Here is a 16,723-nt window from a genome sequence, read left to right as displayed (position 1 = left end):
TCAGTGGGCGGTGAGTGTCCCGATGACGGCCGCCACCGCGCGGGTCATCGCCTCGCGGCCCACCGTCAGGTAGCCGCGGGAGTCGACCGCTTCGGGGTGGGCGGCGAGGAAGTCGCGGACGGCACCGGTCATGGCGATGTTCAGCGCCGTGCCGATGTTCACCTTGGCGATGCCCGATCCGACGGCGGCGGTGAGTTCGGCGTCCGGGAGGCCGGAGGAGCCGTGCAGGACGAGGGGAACGTCCAGGGCGGCGGACAGGCGTCCGAGGAGGGCGTGGTCGAGGGAGGCGGTGCGGGTGGTCATCGCGTGCGTGGTGCCGACGGCGACGGCGAGCGCGTCCACGCCCGAGTCGGCGACGAAGGCGCGGGCCCGGTCGGGGTCGGTGCGGGCGCCGGGCGCGTGGGCGTCCAGCGGGGGCCTGCCGCCCTTGCCGCCGATCTCCCCCAGTTCGGCCTCGATCCACAGGCCCCGGGTGTGCGCCCAGTCGACGGCCGCCCGGGTCGCGGCGAGGTTCTCGGCGTACGGCAGCCGGGCCGCGTCGTACATGACGGAGCCGAAGCCGGCGTCCGGGGCCTGACGCAGCAGGGCATCGCTCTGGACGTGGTCGAGGTGCAACGCGACCGGCACGGCGGCGCGTTCGGCGGCGGCGACGGCGGCGCGGGCGAGCGGCAGCAGGCGGCCGTAGCGGAACTTCACCGCGTTCTCGCTGACTTGGAGGACCACGGGGGCGTTGGCCGACTCGGCGCCGGCGATCACGGCTTCGACGTGTTCCAGCGTGATGACGTTGAACGAGGCGACCGCCGATCCGGCCGCGGCGGCGCGGCCGACGAGTTCGCCGGTGGTGGTGAGGGGCACGGCCTGTCCTTCCGGCGGTCGGTTCAGGAGTCGAGGACGACGGAGCGGGTGAGGTGGCGGGGACGGTCGGGGTCGAGCCCGCGGGCCGCCGCCACGGCGACGGCCAGGCGCTGGGCGCGGACGAGTTCGGCCAGCGGGTCGAGGGTGCCCTGGATCCACAGCCCGCCGGTGTCCCCCACCTGTTGGGCGAGGCCCTCCGGTGCGTCGCCCAGCATCCAGGTCGCGGTGGAGCGGGTGGTGACGCTGATGGGGCCGTGCCGGTACTCCATCGCCGGGTAGGACTCGCTCCACGACAGTGCGGCCTCCCGCATCTTCAGCGCGGCCTCGTTGGCAAGACCCACGGTCCAGCCGCGTCCGAGGAAGGTGAACTGGGTGCAGTCCGCCAGTCCTTCGGGCAGCGGTCGTGCGAGGGCGGTGCGCGCGTCCTCGACGGCCGTGTCGCCGTGCAGGCGGAGATGGGCGCGGAGCAGGGTGAGGGCTGTGGTGGCGAACCGGGTCTGCACGACGGAGCGTTCGTCCGCGTAGTCGAGCACGACGGTCTCGTCCGCCGACGTCAGCACGGGGGTGTCCGGGTCGGCGGTGAGCGCGGTGGTGCGGGTGCCGCCCTTCAACCGGTCGAGCAGCCCCAGGACTTCGGTGGTGGTGCCGGAACGGGTGAGGGCGACGACATGGTCGTAGGCCCGCCCGTGGGGAAACTCCGAGGCGGCGAAGGCGTCCGTCTCACCCTGGCCCGATCCCTCGCGCAGGGCCGCCACCGCCTGCGCCATGAAGTACGAGGTGCCACAGCCGACGACCGCGACCCGCTCCCCCGGTGCCGGGAGCGCCCGGGTGTGCGCGGCCGCCTGCGCCGCGGCACGTGTCCAGCATTCGGGCTGACTCGTCAGCTCGTCCTCGACATACGTCATGGCCGCCCTCACCCCTGGCTCTCGACGATCGACTCAATGCTCGTTCTTGCAAGATAGAGCTTGGTTTCGAGCAGAATCAAGCATTCGAGCGGAAGTGGGGTGCGCTAGGGTCGCCGTAGATCCAAAGACGACAGGAACCCCACGACGGGAGGGCGGATGTCGCGGGACGCCCGCTGGCAGGCGCTGCTGGAACTGCTCGCCGAGCGGGGCCGGTTGGACGTCGACGAGACCGCCGCCGAGCTGCGGGTGTCGGCCGCGACGATCCGCCGGGACTTCGACCAGCTCGCCGGGCAGCAGATGCTGGTGCGCACCCGGGGCGGGGCGGTGGCGCACGGGGTGTCGTACGAGCTGCCGTTGCGCTACAAGACCGCGCGCCGCGCCTCCGAGAAGCAGCGCATCGCCCGGGCCGTGGCGGATCTGCTCGCGCCGGGCGAGGCGGTCGGGCTGACCGGCGGGACGACCACCACGGAGGTGGCGCGTGCGCTGGCGGTGCGCGGCGATCTCGCGTCCGGGTCACCCGCGCTGACCGTGGTGACGAACGCGCTCAACATCGCGGGCGAACTCGCCGTGCGTCCGCAGTTCAAGATCGTGGTGACGGGCGGTGTGGCACGGGCCCAGTCGTACGAGCTGGTCGGGCCGCTCGCGGACGGCGTGCTGGGGCAGATCACGCTGGACGTGGCGGTGCTCGGTGTCGTCGCCTTCGACGTCGCGCACGGGGCGGCGGCGCACGACGAGGCGGAGGCGGCGATCAACCGGCTGCTGTGCGAGCGGGCCGAGCGGGTGGTCGTGGCCGCCGACTCCAGCAAGCTGGGCCGGCGGGCGTTCGCCCGGATCTGCCCGGCCGAGTCGGTGGACACCCTGGTGACGGACTCGGCGGTGGCTCCGGAGACGGTGCGCCGGTTCGAGGAGGCGGGGCTGCGCGTCGTCGTGGCGTGAACCGTGCGCCACGGACCGGCCGCGGTGGCCCGGTCCGGCGGGCCGCGTGTGCGGCTCAGTGACCGTGCCCGTCCCCGCCCCGACCGTCGTGGTCGCCGGTGCCGGAGTCCGGCGCGTCCGGTGCCGGAGCGCTCGTCTCCGCGTCCGCGCCCGCCTCCGCGCCTGGCCGTGTGCCCGCCTGGACCGTGAACGCCGCGGTACGGACGACTCCGTCGTGCTTGAAGTCCAGGAACAGCCGGTAGCTGCCGGCGCTGGGCGCCGTGGCCGTGAACGAGACCGCCGGGCCGGGTTCGGTGCTGCCGTCGCCGGGTTCGCCGTTCGGGTGGACGTGCAGGTAGGCGAGGTCTCCGGAGCGCAGGGCGACCAAGTGGCCGTAGGCGCCGAGGTGGGGCTGGAGGTCGGTGACCGGCTTGCCGTCACGGGAGACGGTCAGGTTCAGCCCGGTCCCCCGGCCCGGCCGCAGTGCCCCGTCCAGCCGGACCTCGTAGCCGCCGGCCCGGGCCGTGTCACGGGGTTCGGGCAGGTGCTGCGGCCGGTAGGGGCCGGAAGCGGCGAGGTCCGCGCCGAGGGTGAGGTTCTCGGCGCCCCTCGTCGCCGGGGTGAAGTCGGCGAAGACCCGGTAACCGCCGGCCCTCGGCAGGTCGACCGGGGTGCTCCAGGTGCCGTCGGAGGCGCGCGTGGGGTGCAGGTGGCGGTAGGTGAGCAGGTCGCGCGAGGCCACGATGAGATGGAGTTCCTTGTCGTGCTCGCGTTGGTACTCGGTGACCGCCCGCCCGTCGGCGTCCCGGACGGTGAACCGCAGGTCGGCGCGCCGGCCGGCCTCGACCGTCGGGGTCCTCAGGTCGAGGGTGTAGCCGTTCTCGGAGATCTGCAGGCCTCCCGCGGGGGTGGTCCCGTGCCCATCGTGACCGTCGCTCTCGTGCGGTGCGGGCGAGGCGGGGGCGTGCCGCTCGTCGTGCGCGGAGGCGGGCGCTCCGTCCTCGACGACCGGGTCCAGCTCCTGGCCGGCGCCGTACGCCGCGCCGAAGGTCGCGGCCAGGGCTGCGGCGAATGCGGTGATCTTCAGTCCGGTCTGCATGGCCGTCTCTCCTCGAAAACAGCGGGTCCGGCCCGGCTCCGGGTCGGTGTCCACACATCCCACCATACCCCCAGGGGGTACTGAGTCAAGATCGGCCGGCCCTTGAATTACATACCTATGGGGGGTATACCTGAAGGTGCGGGAGCGGATACCCCCGGCCCGTATACTGCGGTCGGCCGTCGGGCTTGTCCGGCCGGCCCTCGTCACCAGGAGCGCTCATGACCGTCCATACAGCCGGCCCCGGGAACGAACCCGGGGCCGCGTCCGCCGGGGGGCCGGCCGGGAGCCGGGCCCAGGGGCAGGTGGAGCTGGTCATCGGCGGGATGACCTGCGCTTCGTGCGCCGCGCGGGTCGAGAAGAAGCTCAACCGGATGGACGGGGTCACCGCCACCGTCAACTACGCCACCGAGAAGGCCCGGGTGTCGCACGGCGAAGGCGTCACCGTGCGGGACCTGATCGCCACCGTCGAGGCCACCGGGTACACGGCACAGGAGCCCGCGCCGCCCGCGGCGCCCGCGGCGGGCCAGGACACTCCGGCTCCGGCCGCGCCCGACGAGCTGCGTTCGCTGCGGGAGCGGTTGATCACGGCCGTGGTCCTGTCGGTGCCCGTCGTGGCGATGGCGATGATCCCGGCCCTGCAGTTCGAGTACTGGCAGTGGCTGTCCCTGACGCTCGCGGCACCGGTCGTGACGTACGCGGCGTGGCCCTTCCACCGGGCCGCGTTCACCAACGCGCGGCACGGTGCGGCCACCATGGACACGCTGATCTCGGTCGGCACCTCGGCGGCGTTCCTGTGGTCGCTGTGGGCACTCTTCCTCGGCACCGCGGGCACCCCGGGCATGACCCACCCCTTCGAGCTGACCATCACCCGTTCGGACGGCGCCGGGAACATCTACCTGGAGGCCGCCGCGGGTGTCACCGCGTTCCTCCTGGCCGGGCGGTACTTCGAGGCGCGCGCCAAGCGGAAGGCGGGTACGGCGCTGCGGGCGCTGCTGGAACTGGGCGCGAAGGACGTCACCGTGCTGCGCCCTGACGGACGCGAAGAGACTCTTCCCGTCGGGGAGTTGGCGGTCGGAGACCGTTTCCTGGTACGTCCCGGCGAGAAGATCGCGACCGACGGCACCGTCGTCGGGGGCACCTCGGCGGTGGACGCCTCCATGCTCACCGGCGAGTCCGTCCCGGTGGAGGTGGGCGCCGGGGACGCCGTCACCGGGGCCACGTTGAACGCGGGCGGGCGTCTTGTCGTGGAGGCCACCCGGGTCGGCGCCGACACCCAGCTGGCCAGGATGGCGCGACTGGTGGAGGACGCGCAGAACGGGAAGGCCTCGGCGCAGCGGCTCGCGGACCGGATCTCCGCGGTCTTCGTGCCGGTGGTGATCGCGCTGGCGCTGGGCACCCTGGGCTTCTGGCTGGGCAACGGTGCCGGACTCACCGCCGCCTTCACCGCGGCCGTCGCGGTGCTGATCATCGCCTGCCCGTGCGCCCTCGGCCTCGCCACCCCGACCGCGCTCATGGTCGGCACCGGACGCGGCGCACAGCTCGGCATCCTCATCAAGGGCCCCGAGGTCCTGGAGTCCACCCGGCGCGTGGACACCGTCGTCCTCGACAAGACCGGCACGATCACCACCGGCCGTATGACCCTGCTGGCCGTGCACCCGGCCGCGGGCACCGATGAGACCGAAGTACTGCGGCTGGCGGGCGCGTTGGAGCACTCCTCCGAACATCCGATCGCCCGCGCCGTCGCCGACGGGGCGCTGGAGAAGCTGGGCGCCCTGCCTGCTCCGGAGGACTTCGCCAACGTGCCCGGACTCGGTGTCCAGGGAGTCGTGGACGGCCACGCGGTGCTCGTCGGCCGGGAGCGTCTGCTGGCGCAGTGGGAGACGGAACCGCCGGCGGACCTGGCGCGGGCCCGGGAGGCCACCGAGGCGGCCGGGCGCACCGCCGTCCTGGTGGCCTGGGACGGCGAGGCGCGCGCGGTGCTGGAGATCGCCGACGCCGTGAAGGAGACCAGCCCCGAGGCGATACGCCGGCTGCGCGCGCTCGGTCTGCGGCCCGTCCTGCTGACCGGCGACAACGAGGCGGTGGCCCGGTCCGTCGCCCACGAGGTCGGGATCGCGCCCGAGGACGTCTTCGCGGAGGTGCTGCCGCAGGACAAGGTGGATGTGGTCAAGCGCCTTCAGGAGCGGGGCCGTTCGGTCGCGATGGTCGGTGACGGGGTCAACGACGCCGCCGCGCTGGCCCAGGCCGACCTCGGGCTGGCCATGGGTACCGGCACGGACGCGGCGATCGAGGCCGGTGACCTGACCCTCGTACGGGGCGACCTGCGGGCCGCCGCGGACGCGATCCGGCTCGCCCGCCGTACCCTCGGCACGATCCGGACCAATCTCTTCTGGGCCTTCGCCTACAACGTGGCCGCGTTGCCGCTGGCCGCGGCCGGCCTGCTCAACCCGATGATCGCGGGAGCGGCCATGGCCTTCTCGTCGGTCTTCGTGGTCGGCAACTCCCTCCGCCTGCGCACCTTCCGCGCGGGCTGACGGGGAGCGGGCGGCGGTGCGGGCAGCGCGCCGGGGCACCCGGGCGGTCCGCGGGTCACGGCCCGTACGACCCTGTTGTCAGAAAGTCGCCCCACGGCCGTACGGGCGGCCGTCGGGGCCCTTCGGGTCGGGCCGGTGCGGCGCCTCCGCCGGGTGTGGCGGCGGGAGGGGCGACGGGGGTGCGCGGACGTACCGGGTGGACCACGCGTACCGTGGGCACCTGGTGATTCCCGGTCCGCGGTGCGGGTGCGCCCGGCGCGCCCCGGACGCGCGGACCCTGCTCCACGACACCACCGCGGGAGAGACGAATGAGCGAGCCGACCACCACCGACCAGGGCGGGACCCGCCCGCTCACGACGCCGGTACCGCCTGCCGACGGACTCCGCCGGGTGGCGTCCGCCGTCTTCAGTGATCTCCGGTCCGTCGACGGCGCCCTGTACGCGGCGGTGGCCGCCACTCCCACGCCCACCCTCGACCGGGCGCTGCGCCACCTCTCGCACGCCGCCGACCACTCGAAGATCTCGTTCGCCCTCGCCGGTGCCCTCGCCCTGGGCGGGTCGCGGTCGCGGCGGGCCGCGCTCGTCGGGGTCGGGGCAATAGCGGTGGCGTCGGCATCGGCCAACATCCTCGGCAAGCGCCTCGTCCGCAGGGACCGGCCGGACCGGGAGGCGGCCCGGGTGACCGTGGACCGGCACGTCCCGATGCCGACGTCGGCCTCCTTCCCGTCCGGGCACACCGCGTCGGCGGTCGCGTTCGCCACCGCCGTCGGTACGGTCCTGCCCGCCGCCTCCGTCCCGCTCGGCGCGCTGGCCGGCGCGGTCGGCTACTCACGCATCCACACGGGCGTGCACTATCCGGGGGATGTCGCCGCCGGCGCGGTTCTCGGCATCGCGAGCGCGGCCACCGCCCTCGCCGTGGCATCGGCCCGCCTCCCCCACTCGTACGGGGGCTCGAGGCCGCGGCCCGTGCGGGGACAGTGACCGGCATCCGTCCCGGGGACCGCCGCCGCACCCGGCCGGTCGTGCAGTCGTCCCGGTGGTTCACCCGTCGCCGTACGGCACCGTGACACCGGGCAGCGCGTACTCGTCCCGCCGTCCGCACATGCCGAACCCGCCGCGCCGAGTGGGTTCGGCCGCGTGGGCCGTGGCCTCGGCGAGGTAGGCGGGGTCACCGTCGGCGAGCGCGTCGAGCTGGGCGCCGGTCCGCTCGGCGGCGGCCAGGGCGCCGGACCGCCACAGCTGTCGCCAGGCCGGCACGCGGTCGCGCACCAGCCGGGCGGCGGCGCGCTGGAAGTCCCGGTACGGGCCCGGATCACCGGCCACGCACGCCTCGCGCAGGGCGAGGAAGCCCTCGACGGCGAGGTCCCGGCGGCGCCGGGCCGCGGCCTTCGTCTCCGAACCCGTGCCGGGCGGCAGAGCCGCGGCGGCGGCGTACCGGCCCGGGTCGGCGAGGACCTCGGGCGGGAAGGTGAAGACCGCGTCACCGGCCTCGGGCAGGCCGCTGTTCTGCATCAGCACGGTGATCCGCAGATCGTCGTCCCCGCCGCCGGTCCCGTCCCCGTCCTTGCCCCGGCCCCCCTCCCGGACCATCCGGTGCACGGTGCCCGGGGTGAACCAGGCGACCGAACCGGGCCGCAGCGGAATGTCCCGGTAGCCGTCAGGGCCGAGTGTCTGCACCGCGCCCCGGCCTGCGGTGACGACGTACGCCTCCGTGCACACCAGGTGCAGGTGCGGGCTGCCGCCGCACACGCCGTCGGCGGCCTCCCAGTCGTACGCGTCCAGGTGGGACAGTCCCACCGCACCGGGCAGCGGATTCGGATACGCCGGTCCGGGACCGCTCACCACGGCAGGCTCTCCAGGTACGCGGTCACCCTCTCCCGGTCCCAGGCACCGTCCGCCACGACGATCCGGTAGCGGTAGGCGAAGGACTCGCCCGGCGGCAGCGCGAACTCCTCGAAGAACGCCCAGGAGAACGCCACCGACGGAATCGGCTCGGAGCGGACGAACCAGTGCGAGAGGTGGATCGCGGCGCGCGCGTCGAGATTCTCCGGGGCGTGGGCGAAGACGAGCGTGGAATGGGCGTCGACCTCGTCGTGCTCACCGGTGAAGGCGAGCCACGGGCCCTGTGTGCCCATGAACCTCCCCGTACCCGCCTCCGCACCCGCGACCGGACCGTCACCGCCGGCACCGGGCGCGAGGACCGTGCCACCGGTGAAGTCGCGCGGGCCGCGCCACTGGAGTCCGGTGTAGCCGGCCATCTCACGTCCGGCGGTGGTCGGGGAGCCGAACACCAGTGGTTCGTCACGGACGTTGGTGAGCCGGATCGACCAGTCCAGGACCCAGGCACCGGTCTCCTCGTCCACCGAGTGGACGCTCAGTCCACGTTCCTCGCGTGCCCACTCCGCTCCCCCGTTCTCCACCCAGGTGAGGTCCTCGGTGCAGTCGAAGCGGTCGGCCCCGGCCGTGAACGCGGAGAAGCCGTCGTGCCGCATGGAGCCGATGCGTTCGGGCAACGGAAGGTAACCGCTCCCGTGGACGTAGGAGTTGCCACCCCAGAAGTTCTGCCCTGACAGGTGACTGGCCGTCATCTGCAGGCCCTTGTGCCAGCGGTGGTCGTTCGGGCGGTACCCGGTCACCGTGCGCCCGGCGAGTGTGCGCACCGGATGGGCGTACGGCTTGCGGGACTCGAAGGCGTCGGGGTCGGGACGGTAGACGTAGCGCAGGATCTCCGTGCCGTCCGCGGTGGTGACGGTGACGGCCTCACCGCGGGTGTGGCCGACGCGGAGGCCATGGGCGGCACGGGCGGCGTGCCCGGTCCGCCCGGTCTGCCCGGCATTGGTGCTCATGCGTGCTCCTTCGGGGACCAGTCGGGGTGGCCGCCGTGCATGGCCGTGTGGAAGGGGTCGCCGGCCACGATCTCTCCGGCCCGCACCGGGTTGCCGGTGAAAGCGGACTTGTACAGGGCGGCGGCGAACTCGAGGGTTCCCCGGGCCTCTTGACCGCTGCCCGGCGGCCGGACACCGGCGTCGTAGGCGTCGAGGAAGGTGCCGAGCTGGGCCGTGTGCGAACTGGGCACGTCGTGCGGCGGGGTGCGCCAGGCGGCGGCGCGTTCGGCGGGGACGTGCCGCGCCGGGGTGTACGACCAGTCGTCGTTGCGGTGCCCGTACAGGTGGGTCAGCTCGACCGTGGCGTCGGCGCAGTCCACGCGGACGCGGCTCACCTCGTCCGGCGAGAGCACGCTGTTGACGACGGTGGCGAGGGCGCCGCCCCGGAAGCGGACCAGGGCGGTGGAGACGTCCTCGCTCTCGGTGTCGTGGACGAGCCGGCCCGCCATGGCCCGTATCTCCTCCCACGGGCCGAGGAGATGGAGCAGCAGGTCGTACTGGTGGATGCCGTGCCCCATCGTGGGGCCGCCGCCCTCGGTGGCCCACCGCCCCCGCCAGGGGACGGCGTAGTACGCGGCGTCCCGGTGCCAGGTGGTCTGGCAGTGCGCGACCAGCGGGGCGCCCAGGGCACCGCTCGCGATCAGTTCCCGGGCGTGGACGGAGCCCGAACCGTAGCGGTGCTGGAAGACCACGGAGGCGTACGCGCCCGACGCGTCCTCCGCCGCCGCGATCTCGTCGTACTCGGCGAGCGACAGGCACAACGGCTTCTCGCACAGTACCCAGGCGCCGGCCCGGAGCGAGGCCACCGTCTGTTCCCGGTGCAGCGACGGCGGCGTTCCGATCAGCACGAGGTCCGGGCGTACGGCGTCCAGCATCGCGTCCACCGAGGCGTACCCGGCGACCTGCCCGCCGGCCAGTTCGCAAAAGGCGTCGAGCCTGCCCGGGTCCACATCGACGGCGGCCACGAGTTCGGTGCGGTCGGCATGGGCCCGCAGCGCCGGCAGGTGGCCGCCGGCGACGATGGCGCCGGTGCCGACGACGGCGACGCGGCGGCGGACAGGGGGCTGGGACATCGGCACTCCTTTGGACGGTCGGCGGGCACAGGCTGCCGACGGGCTCCCGGTCCACGAGAGCCCTCGTCGGGCGTACAGCAGTTAGAAAGCGCTTGCACTCGCTGGTCGACCCTAGATCCGGGCGTGAAGGGGGACAACCCCGTGCCGTGAGCGAGTTCGCCCCGCACGAGGTCCGCCGAGGGGCGCCGACCCGTACCTCTACGCCCGCGCCCCGCCACCCGGCCGGAGCCCACCGGTCCACCCGACGGCCTGTCCGCCGATCTGCGGTTCGGGCCGGCGCCGGGTCGCCCGGTCGGGCCGGTCCCCTGGCAGGCCCAGGAGCCGGTAGCGGCGTTCCGGTCGCCCTGCCGCCCCGTACCGCAGGGAGACCTCGGCCCTGCCCACGCTGTGGAAGTGCTCCAGGTAGCGGCGGGCGCTGACCCTGGAGACGCCGGTGAGGGCGGCGCACTCGGTGGCCGACAGCGTGCCGTCGGCCTCGCGCAGGGTGCGCTCGACGAGTTCGGCGGTCTCCACGCTCATGCCCTTGGGCAGCGCCGGTGCGGTTGCCGCCGGCGCCGTCGCTCCGGCCAGGACCCGGTCGACGTCGGCCTGGCCCCGCACGACCGCGCCGAGCAGCCGGCCGCGCCGGACGGCGTACCGCTCCAGCCGGGCCCGCAGGTCCTCGGACTCGAACGGCTTCAGCAGGTAGTCGACGACCCCCTGCCGGACCGCACCGCGTACCGTGTCGGCCTCCCGCGCGGCGCTGATGACCATCACGTCGCAGTCGTGGCCGGCGCTGCGCAGCCGGGGAATCACGTCGAGGCCGAACAGGTCCGGCAGATACAGGTCGAGCAGGACCAGATCGGGACGGAGGTCGTCCACGGCTGCGACCGCCTGCTCGCCGGTGCTGGCGACTCCGACGACCCGGAATCCCGCGACGCGTTCGACGAAGGCGCGGTGTACCCGGGCCACCATGAAGTCGTCGTCGACCACGAGCACGTCGATCGCGCCGGCGCGTGCGGACCCTGCGTGCTCGCCGTGTGTGCTGGTCATCGGCCGGCTCCTTCCGCCACCGCGTCGGCGAGGTGGCTGACGGTCATGCGGGCGGTGAACATCGCCCCCTCCGGGGTGTTGGTCACCGAGATCTCACCGCCGTGACGTTCGCAGACAAGACGGGTGAGCGCCAGGCCGATACCGCGCTCGCCCTCCTGGGCGGCCTTGGTGGTGAAGCCGTGCTGGAAGACCTCACGGGCCAGTTCGGGGGCGACGCCGGGGCCGGAGTCACGGACGACGATCTCCACGCTGGCCGCGTCGTGGCGCAACTCGACCTCGACCCAGGCCCCGTCGTCCCCGGCTCCGTCCCCTGGATCGTCCGGGGTGGCCGCCGCCGCGTCCACGGCGTTGTCCACGAGGTTGCCCACGACCGTCGCCACGTCGGCGGCGTCCTCGGGGGCGAGCCGGTCCAGGGCGGTGTGGTCGGAGATACGCAGGGCCACCCTGCGTTCGGCGGCGAGCGACGCCTTCGCCGTCAACAGGGCGGCGACGGCGGTATCCCGCACCCGCCGGCTCAGCGTGACGTCGAGGGACTGGCGGCGCCGGCTCAAGGCCCTGATGTAGCGCACGACTTCGTCCTGCTCGCCGATCTGGATGAGCCCGGAGATCGTGTGCAGTTGGTTGGCGAACTCGTGGGCCTGGGCCCGCAGCAGCTCGGAGGAGCTACGGAAGGATCCGATCTCCCTTTCCAGCCGGGCGAGTTCGGTGCGGTCCCGCAGGGTGGTGACGGAGCCGAGGTAGCGCCCGTCCTTGGTGACCGTCATCCGGTTCATCACCAGCACCCGGCCGTTGCGGACGACGACCTCGTCGCGCCGGTGACCGGCTTCGCGCGGCGGCCGCCGGCCTCCCGCTCGGGGCCGCGGCCGGTCACCGCCCCGGTCCTGGTCCTGCGACCGGTCACCGCCCCGGTCCTGGCCCTGCGACCGGTCACCGCCCCGGTCCTGGTCCTGCGACCGGTCACCGCCCCGGTCCGGACCCTGCCGCCGGTCACCGCCCCGGTCCGGACCCTGCCGCCGGTCATCGGCTCGGTGCTGCGTCCCGGCGAGCACGTCCCGGAGCCGCCCGTCGATGCCGAGGGCGTCCAGGCTCTGGCCCACGCAGTCCTCGGGCAGGGCGAGCAGACGGCGGCCCATCTCGTTGACGAGGGTGAGCCGGTGCTGCGGGTCCAGGGCGATCACGCCCTCGGCGATGCCGTACAGCATGGCTTCGCGGTGTTCGGCGAGTCCCGCGATCTCGCGCGGCTCGAGGCCGAGGCTCTGCCGCTTGACGCGCCGCGCGAGCAGCCAGGAGCCGGCCACCCCGAGCCCGCTGGCGATGCCCAGGTAGGCGAGCAGATAGGAGGAGGCGCCGTTGAGCCGCTGCCACACCGTCGGATCGGCCGCGCCGATCATCACCGTGCCGAGGTGGCGCCCCAGGTTGTCCTGGGTCGCGCCGAGGACCGGCACCTGGGCGACCCGTTCGCGGCTGCCGTCGAGCGTCAGCGGCCCCGACCAGCCGCGCCCGCGCACGGCGCCGTCGCCCGGGGGCAGCCGGTCGCCGATCACCGTGGGGTTCGTGGAGGCGACGATCCGGCCGTCCGGGCCGGCCACGGTGACCGAGGTGACCCCGGACTGCGTCTGCGTGGAGTTCACCAGCGCGGCCAGGGCTTCCCCGGGCACCGGCCGCACCAGCCGGCTGCGCACCAGTGGGTTCGCGGCCAGCTGTTCGGCGAGCGCGCCGACCCGGCGTCCCTCGACCCGGTTGAAGGTCGCCTCCGACTGCGCCAGGGAGACCGCGGCGACCGCCAGCAGGACCATCACGACGATGGCGAGCTGGAGCACCAGCATCTCGCCCGCGAGGGTCTGACGGCGGAAGGTGGCGGCCACGGCGTACTCGATCTCTCCTGCCGACGGGTTCGTCCGCCGGCCGGCTCTCGTCGCCGACGGACTCTCCGGCCGGCGATGCCCCCTGCCCCGGCGGACACGACGAGGTGCGGCGCGCACCGGGTGGCGGCGGGCTGCCTCATCATGGCGCCCACCTGCGTCTCGCGGAAGGGATGTGTCCAGGTGAACGTGGCGGGGCGGCTCCGGAACGCCCGGCGACGCGCTGACGCAATGACCAAAACCTCCGTTGGTTCCGCAAGCGGGACAGCCGGGCGGCGCACGTGCACCATGTGGCGCACGTCACCCACCCCCACAGGGCTTTGCGTGACCCTCAGACGACCGACCGACAGGTGGTGGCATTCGTGCGCCTGCGCACCCCCCTCGCCCTGCTCGGGGCCGCCGTGCTGGTACTCGTGGGTCCGCCGCTGCTCACGACCGGCAGCGGCACCGAGACCGGCACACAGATCCCGGGCCTGCGCTTCATGGTTCCCAACACGCCCGGCGGCGGCTACGACATCACGGCCCGTACGGCCGCGAAGAACGCCGAGGACGCCGGGCTCACCCACAACATCGAGGTGTTCAACCTGCCCGGCGCCGGCGGCACCGTCGGCCTCAGCAGGCTGGTGAGCGAGCACGGCAACGGCAAGCTCGCCATGTCGATGGGCCTCGGTGTCGTCGGCGCCGTCCGGTCCAACGACGCGCCGAAGACCCTCGCCGACACCACTCCGATCGCCCGGCTCACCGAGGAGCAGGACGTCGTCGTGGTCGCCAAGGACTCCCCGTACAAGACGATCGACGACCTGCTCGGCGCCTGGAAGGAGAACCCCGGCAAGCTGCCGGTGGGCGGCGGTTCCTCGCCCGGAGGGCCCGACCATCTCGCGCCCATGCTGATGGCCCGGGCCGCCGGGATCGCCCCGAAGCAGGTCAACTACGTCCCGTTCGACGGCGGTGGCGAACTGCTCGCCTCGATCCTCGGCAACAAGGTCGGGTTCGGCGTGTCCGGCGTGGGCGAGTACCTCGACCAGATCAAGGCGGGCGAGCTGCGGCTGCTCGCGGTCACCGGCCCGAAGCGGGTCCCGGGGCTGGACGCGCCCACACTGCAGGAAGCGGGCTACGACGTGAACTTCACCAACTGGCGGGGCATCGTGGCCCCTCCCGGTCTGACCGGCGCCGAGCGCGACAAACTCGTCGCCCTGGCCGAGAAGCTGCATGACTCGGAGGAATGGCGCGCGTCCATGAAGCAGAACGGCTGGGACGACGCCTTCCTGACGGGTGAGGAGTTCGGTGACTTCCTGGACGCCGAGGACAAGCGCGTGGTGTCCGTTCTGAAGGAGCTCGGACTGTGACGACACCGGCCACCGACCCGTCCCCCGCGCCCGTGCCCGCGCCCGTGCCCGCCGCCGAGCGGCGCTCCTGGCTGCGCGACCACTCCGAACTAGGCGTCTGCGTGATGCTGTTGGCGCTCGGCATGCTCGTCCTGACCGACGCCCTCACCATGGACGTCGACATCACCCAGCGTGGCCCTGTCGGACCGAGGACGGTACCCGTCGTGGTCGGCGCCGGACTCCTCGCCGTCGCCGCCCTGCTCGCGGTGGACGTACTGCGCGGCGGCCGGGGCCAGGCCGAGGCCGGCGAGGACGTCGATCTGTCCGAACCCGCCGACTGGCGCACGGTGCTATTCCTCACCGGTGTGTTCCTCGGCTCGGCCGTGCTCATCGAACCGCTCGGCTTCCCCGTCGCGGGCGCGCTGCTCTTCTGGGGCGCGGCCTTCTCCCTCGGCAGCCGCAGGTTCGACCGCGACCCGCTGATCGCGGCGGTCGTCTCCCTCGTCGCCTACACCGTGTTCAACAACCTGCTCGGAGTGCCGCTGCCCGGTGGTCCGCTGATGGGAGTGCTGTGACGTGAACGCCCTCAACTCCCTTATGGACGGTTTCGGCACCGCCCTGACCCCGGTCAACCTCCTGTGGGCCGCGATCGGTGTGCTGCTGGGCACCGCGATCGGTGTGCTGCCCGGCATCGGCCCGGCGATGGCGGTGGCACTGCTGCTGCCGGTGACGTACGGACTCGAACCGATCGGCGCGTTCATCATGTTCGCGGGGATCTACTACGGCGCGATGTTCGGCGGTTCGACCACGTCGATCCTGCTGAACACACCGGGGGAGAGCGCCGCCGTGGTCGCGGCCATGGAGGGCAACCCCATGGCCAAGTCGGGCCGTGGCGCGCAGGCGCTGGCCGCCGCCGCGATCGGGCACTTCGCGGGCGGCATGGTCGGCACGGTCCTGCTGGTCGCACTGGCGCCGGCGGTCGCCGAACTCGCCGTGGACATCGGTGCGCCGGACTACTTCGCCATCATGGTGCTGGCGTTCATCGCCGTGACGTCGGTGCTGGGTTCGTCGCGGATCCGGGGGCTGGCCTCGCTGCTGATCGGCCTGACGATCGGCCTGGTGGGTCTGGACCAGATGACCGGCCAGCAGCGGCTGACCTTCGGTTCCCTCCAACTGGCCGACGGCATCGACGTGGTGATCGTCGCGGTGGGTCTGTTCGCCATCGGCGAGGCCCTGTGGGTCGCGGCGCATCTGCGGCGCAGTCCGCCCGAGCCGATCCCGGTGGGCCGGCCGTGGCTGGGCCGCGACGATGTGCGGCGCACGTGGAAGTCCTGGGCGCGCGGCCCGTTCATCGGCTTCCCGTTCGGCGCCATCCCGGCGGGCGGCGCGGAGATCCCGACGTTCCTGTCGTACGTCACGGAGAAGCGGTTGTCGAAGCACAAGGACGAGTGGGGCAAGGGTGCCATCGAGGGCGTGGCGGGACCGGAGTCGGCGGCGTCCGCCTCGGCGGCGGGCACGCTGGTGTCCATGCTGACGCTGGGCCTGCCGACCACGGCGGTCGCGGCCGTGATGCTGGCCGCCTTCCAGCAGTACGGCATCCAGCCGGGCCCGCTGCTCTTCGAGCGTGAGCCCGACCTGGTGTGGGGCCTGATCGCCTCGCTGTTCGTCGGCATGGTGCTGCTGCTGGCTCTCAACCTGCCACTGGCACCGGTGTGGGCGAAGCTGCTGCGCATCCCGCGGCCGTACCTCTACGCCGGGATCCTGTTCTTCGCGGCGATCGGCGCGTACGCGGTCGGCGGCGAGGTGATCGACCTGGTGATTCTGCTGGTCATCGGTCTGATCGGCTTCGGTATGCGGCGGTACGGGTTGCCGGTGCTGCCCGCCGTCATCGCCGTCATCCTCGGCCCGGCCGCCGAGCAACAGCTCCGCCGCGCACTGCAGATCAGCGACGGCAGTGTCTCGGGCCTGGTCGACACGCCCTTCTCGGTCACCGTGTACGCGATCATCGTGCTACTGCTGGCCTGGCCGCTGCTGAAGAAGGTGCTGACCCACCGGCGCGCCGAGAGCTGATCCCGGTCGCGAGGATCTCCCCTCGAGGCCATATGGGGGTGGGGCCCCTGTGGGCCCCCCCCCGATTGCCGCGCCCTACCACACCCCCCCCACGTTAAGGGTTTGCGCCAAAAGTGGGGTGTTTTGCCCAAGGGAGGGCACCCCACACAATAGTGGGAGGGTAAAACAA

At 73.2% G+C, this 16,723-nt stretch carries 14 protein-coding genes; 6 read left to right on the top strand and 8 right to left on the bottom strand.

What is annotated here, in order from left to right; translation table 11 throughout:
- Positions 1 to 855, bottom strand: coding sequence for a ketose-bisphosphate aldolase (locus ACFWVE_RS29180; protein ID WP_384020236.1), 855 nt, complete (start codon positions 853 to 855; stop codon positions 1 to 3).
- 23 nt (positions 856 to 878) lie between these two features.
- The gene (locus tag ACFWVE_RS29175; protein ID WP_384020233.1) at positions 879 to 1,760 is read right to left on the bottom strand and encodes an SIS domain-containing protein; all 882 of its coding nucleotides are present in this window, start codon (positions 1,758 to 1,760) and stop codon (positions 879 to 881) included.
- A 156-nt stretch (positions 1,761 to 1,916) separates the two neighbouring features.
- On the opposite strand from ACFWVE_RS29175, the gene ACFWVE_RS29170 reads away from it, so the two are divergent.
- Complete coding sequence (locus tag ACFWVE_RS29170) at positions 1,917 to 2,696, top strand: DeoR/GlpR family DNA-binding transcription regulator (RefSeq protein ID WP_384020230.1); 780 nt, start codon at positions 1,917 to 1,919, stop codon at positions 2,694 to 2,696.
- A gap of 55 nt (positions 2,697 to 2,751) precedes the next feature.
- On the opposite strand, the gene ACFWVE_RS29165 is transcribed toward ACFWVE_RS29170, so the two are convergent.
- On the bottom strand, positions 2,752 to 3,774 hold the full coding sequence (locus ACFWVE_RS29165; RefSeq protein WP_384020227.1) for a hypothetical protein: 1,023 nt from the start codon (positions 3,772 to 3,774) through the stop codon (positions 2,752 to 2,754).
- A gap of 323 nt (positions 3,775 to 4,097) precedes the next feature.
- On the opposite strand from ACFWVE_RS29165, the gene ACFWVE_RS29160 reads away from it, so the two are divergent.
- On the top strand, positions 4,098 to 6,308 hold the full coding sequence (locus tag ACFWVE_RS29160; RefSeq protein ID WP_384020276.1) for a heavy metal translocating P-type ATPase: 2,211 nt from the start codon (positions 4,098 to 4,100) through the stop codon (positions 6,306 to 6,308).
- A gap of 308 nt (positions 6,309 to 6,616) precedes the next feature.
- Positions 6,617 to 7,288, top strand: coding sequence for a phosphatase PAP2 family protein (locus ACFWVE_RS29155; protein WP_384020224.1), 672 nt, complete (start codon positions 6,617 to 6,619; stop codon positions 7,286 to 7,288).
- Positions 7,289 to 7,348: 60 nt separating this feature from the next.
- Here ACFWVE_RS29155 and ACFWVE_RS29150 read toward each other — a convergent pair whose 3' ends face one another.
- The 5 genes from ACFWVE_RS29150 to ACFWVE_RS29130 form a co-directional block, all read right to left on the bottom strand.
- A complete protein-coding gene (locus ACFWVE_RS29150; protein ID WP_384020221.1) occupies positions 7,349 to 8,152 on the bottom strand; it encodes a cupin domain-containing protein in 804 nt (267 codons plus the stop codon).
- Positions 8,146 to 9,153: a PmoA family protein gene (locus ACFWVE_RS29145; protein WP_384020218.1), complete on the bottom strand. Its 1,008-nt coding sequence runs from the start codon at positions 9,151 to 9,153 to the stop codon at positions 8,146 to 8,148. Before ACFWVE_RS29145 ends, ACFWVE_RS29150 begins: the two co-directional genes overlap by 7 nt.
- On the bottom strand, positions 9,150 to 10,265 hold the full coding sequence (locus ACFWVE_RS29140) for a Gfo/Idh/MocA family protein (RefSeq protein WP_384020215.1): 1,116 nt from the start codon (positions 10,263 to 10,265) through the stop codon (positions 9,150 to 9,152). Before ACFWVE_RS29140 ends, ACFWVE_RS29145 begins: the two co-directional genes overlap by 4 nt.
- Positions 10,266 to 10,463: 198 nt before the next feature.
- Entirely contained in the window at positions 10,464 to 11,297 is an 834-nt protein-coding gene (locus tag ACFWVE_RS29135) for a response regulator (protein WP_384020212.1), read from the bottom strand.
- Positions 11,294 to 13,162, bottom strand: coding sequence for an ATP-binding protein (locus tag ACFWVE_RS29130; RefSeq protein ID WP_384020209.1), 1,869 nt, complete (start codon positions 13,160 to 13,162; stop codon positions 11,294 to 11,296). The genes ACFWVE_RS29135 and ACFWVE_RS29130 overlap by 4 nt, the downstream gene beginning before the upstream one ends.
- A 359-nt stretch (positions 13,163 to 13,521) precedes the next feature.
- Between ACFWVE_RS29130 and ACFWVE_RS29125 the strand changes: the two genes are divergently transcribed.
- The 3 genes from ACFWVE_RS29125 to ACFWVE_RS29115 are packed head-to-tail and all read left to right on the top strand — an operon-like array spanning position 13,522 to position 16,554.
- Positions 13,522 to 14,505 (top strand): Bug family tripartite tricarboxylate transporter substrate binding protein, encoded by a 984-nt coding sequence (locus ACFWVE_RS29125; RefSeq protein ID WP_384020273.1) that lies wholly within the window; start codon positions 13,522 to 13,524, stop codon positions 14,503 to 14,505.
- Positions 14,502 to 15,059 carry a tripartite tricarboxylate transporter TctB family protein gene (locus ACFWVE_RS29120; RefSeq protein ID WP_384020206.1) on the top strand — a complete coding sequence of 186 codons (558 nt, stop codon included), beginning with the start codon at positions 14,502 to 14,504 and terminating at the stop codon, positions 15,057 to 15,059. Before ACFWVE_RS29125 ends, ACFWVE_RS29120 begins: the two co-directional genes overlap by 4 nt.
- 1 nt (position 15,060) lies before the next feature.
- On the top strand, positions 15,061 to 16,554 hold the full coding sequence (locus tag ACFWVE_RS29115; protein WP_384020203.1) for a tripartite tricarboxylate transporter permease: 1,494 nt from the start codon (positions 15,061 to 15,063) through the stop codon (positions 16,552 to 16,554).
- Positions 16,555 to 16,723: the final 169 nt, after the last annotated feature.

It is taken from the genome of Streptomyces sp. NPDC058632 (assembly GCF_042717095.1).
Taxonomy (GTDB): domain Bacteria; phylum Actinomycetota; class Actinomycetes; order Streptomycetales; family Streptomycetaceae; genus Streptomyces.
The sequence above is the reverse complement of the archived record's forward strand: the minus strand, read 5'-3'. Positions and strand labels throughout refer to the sequence as shown.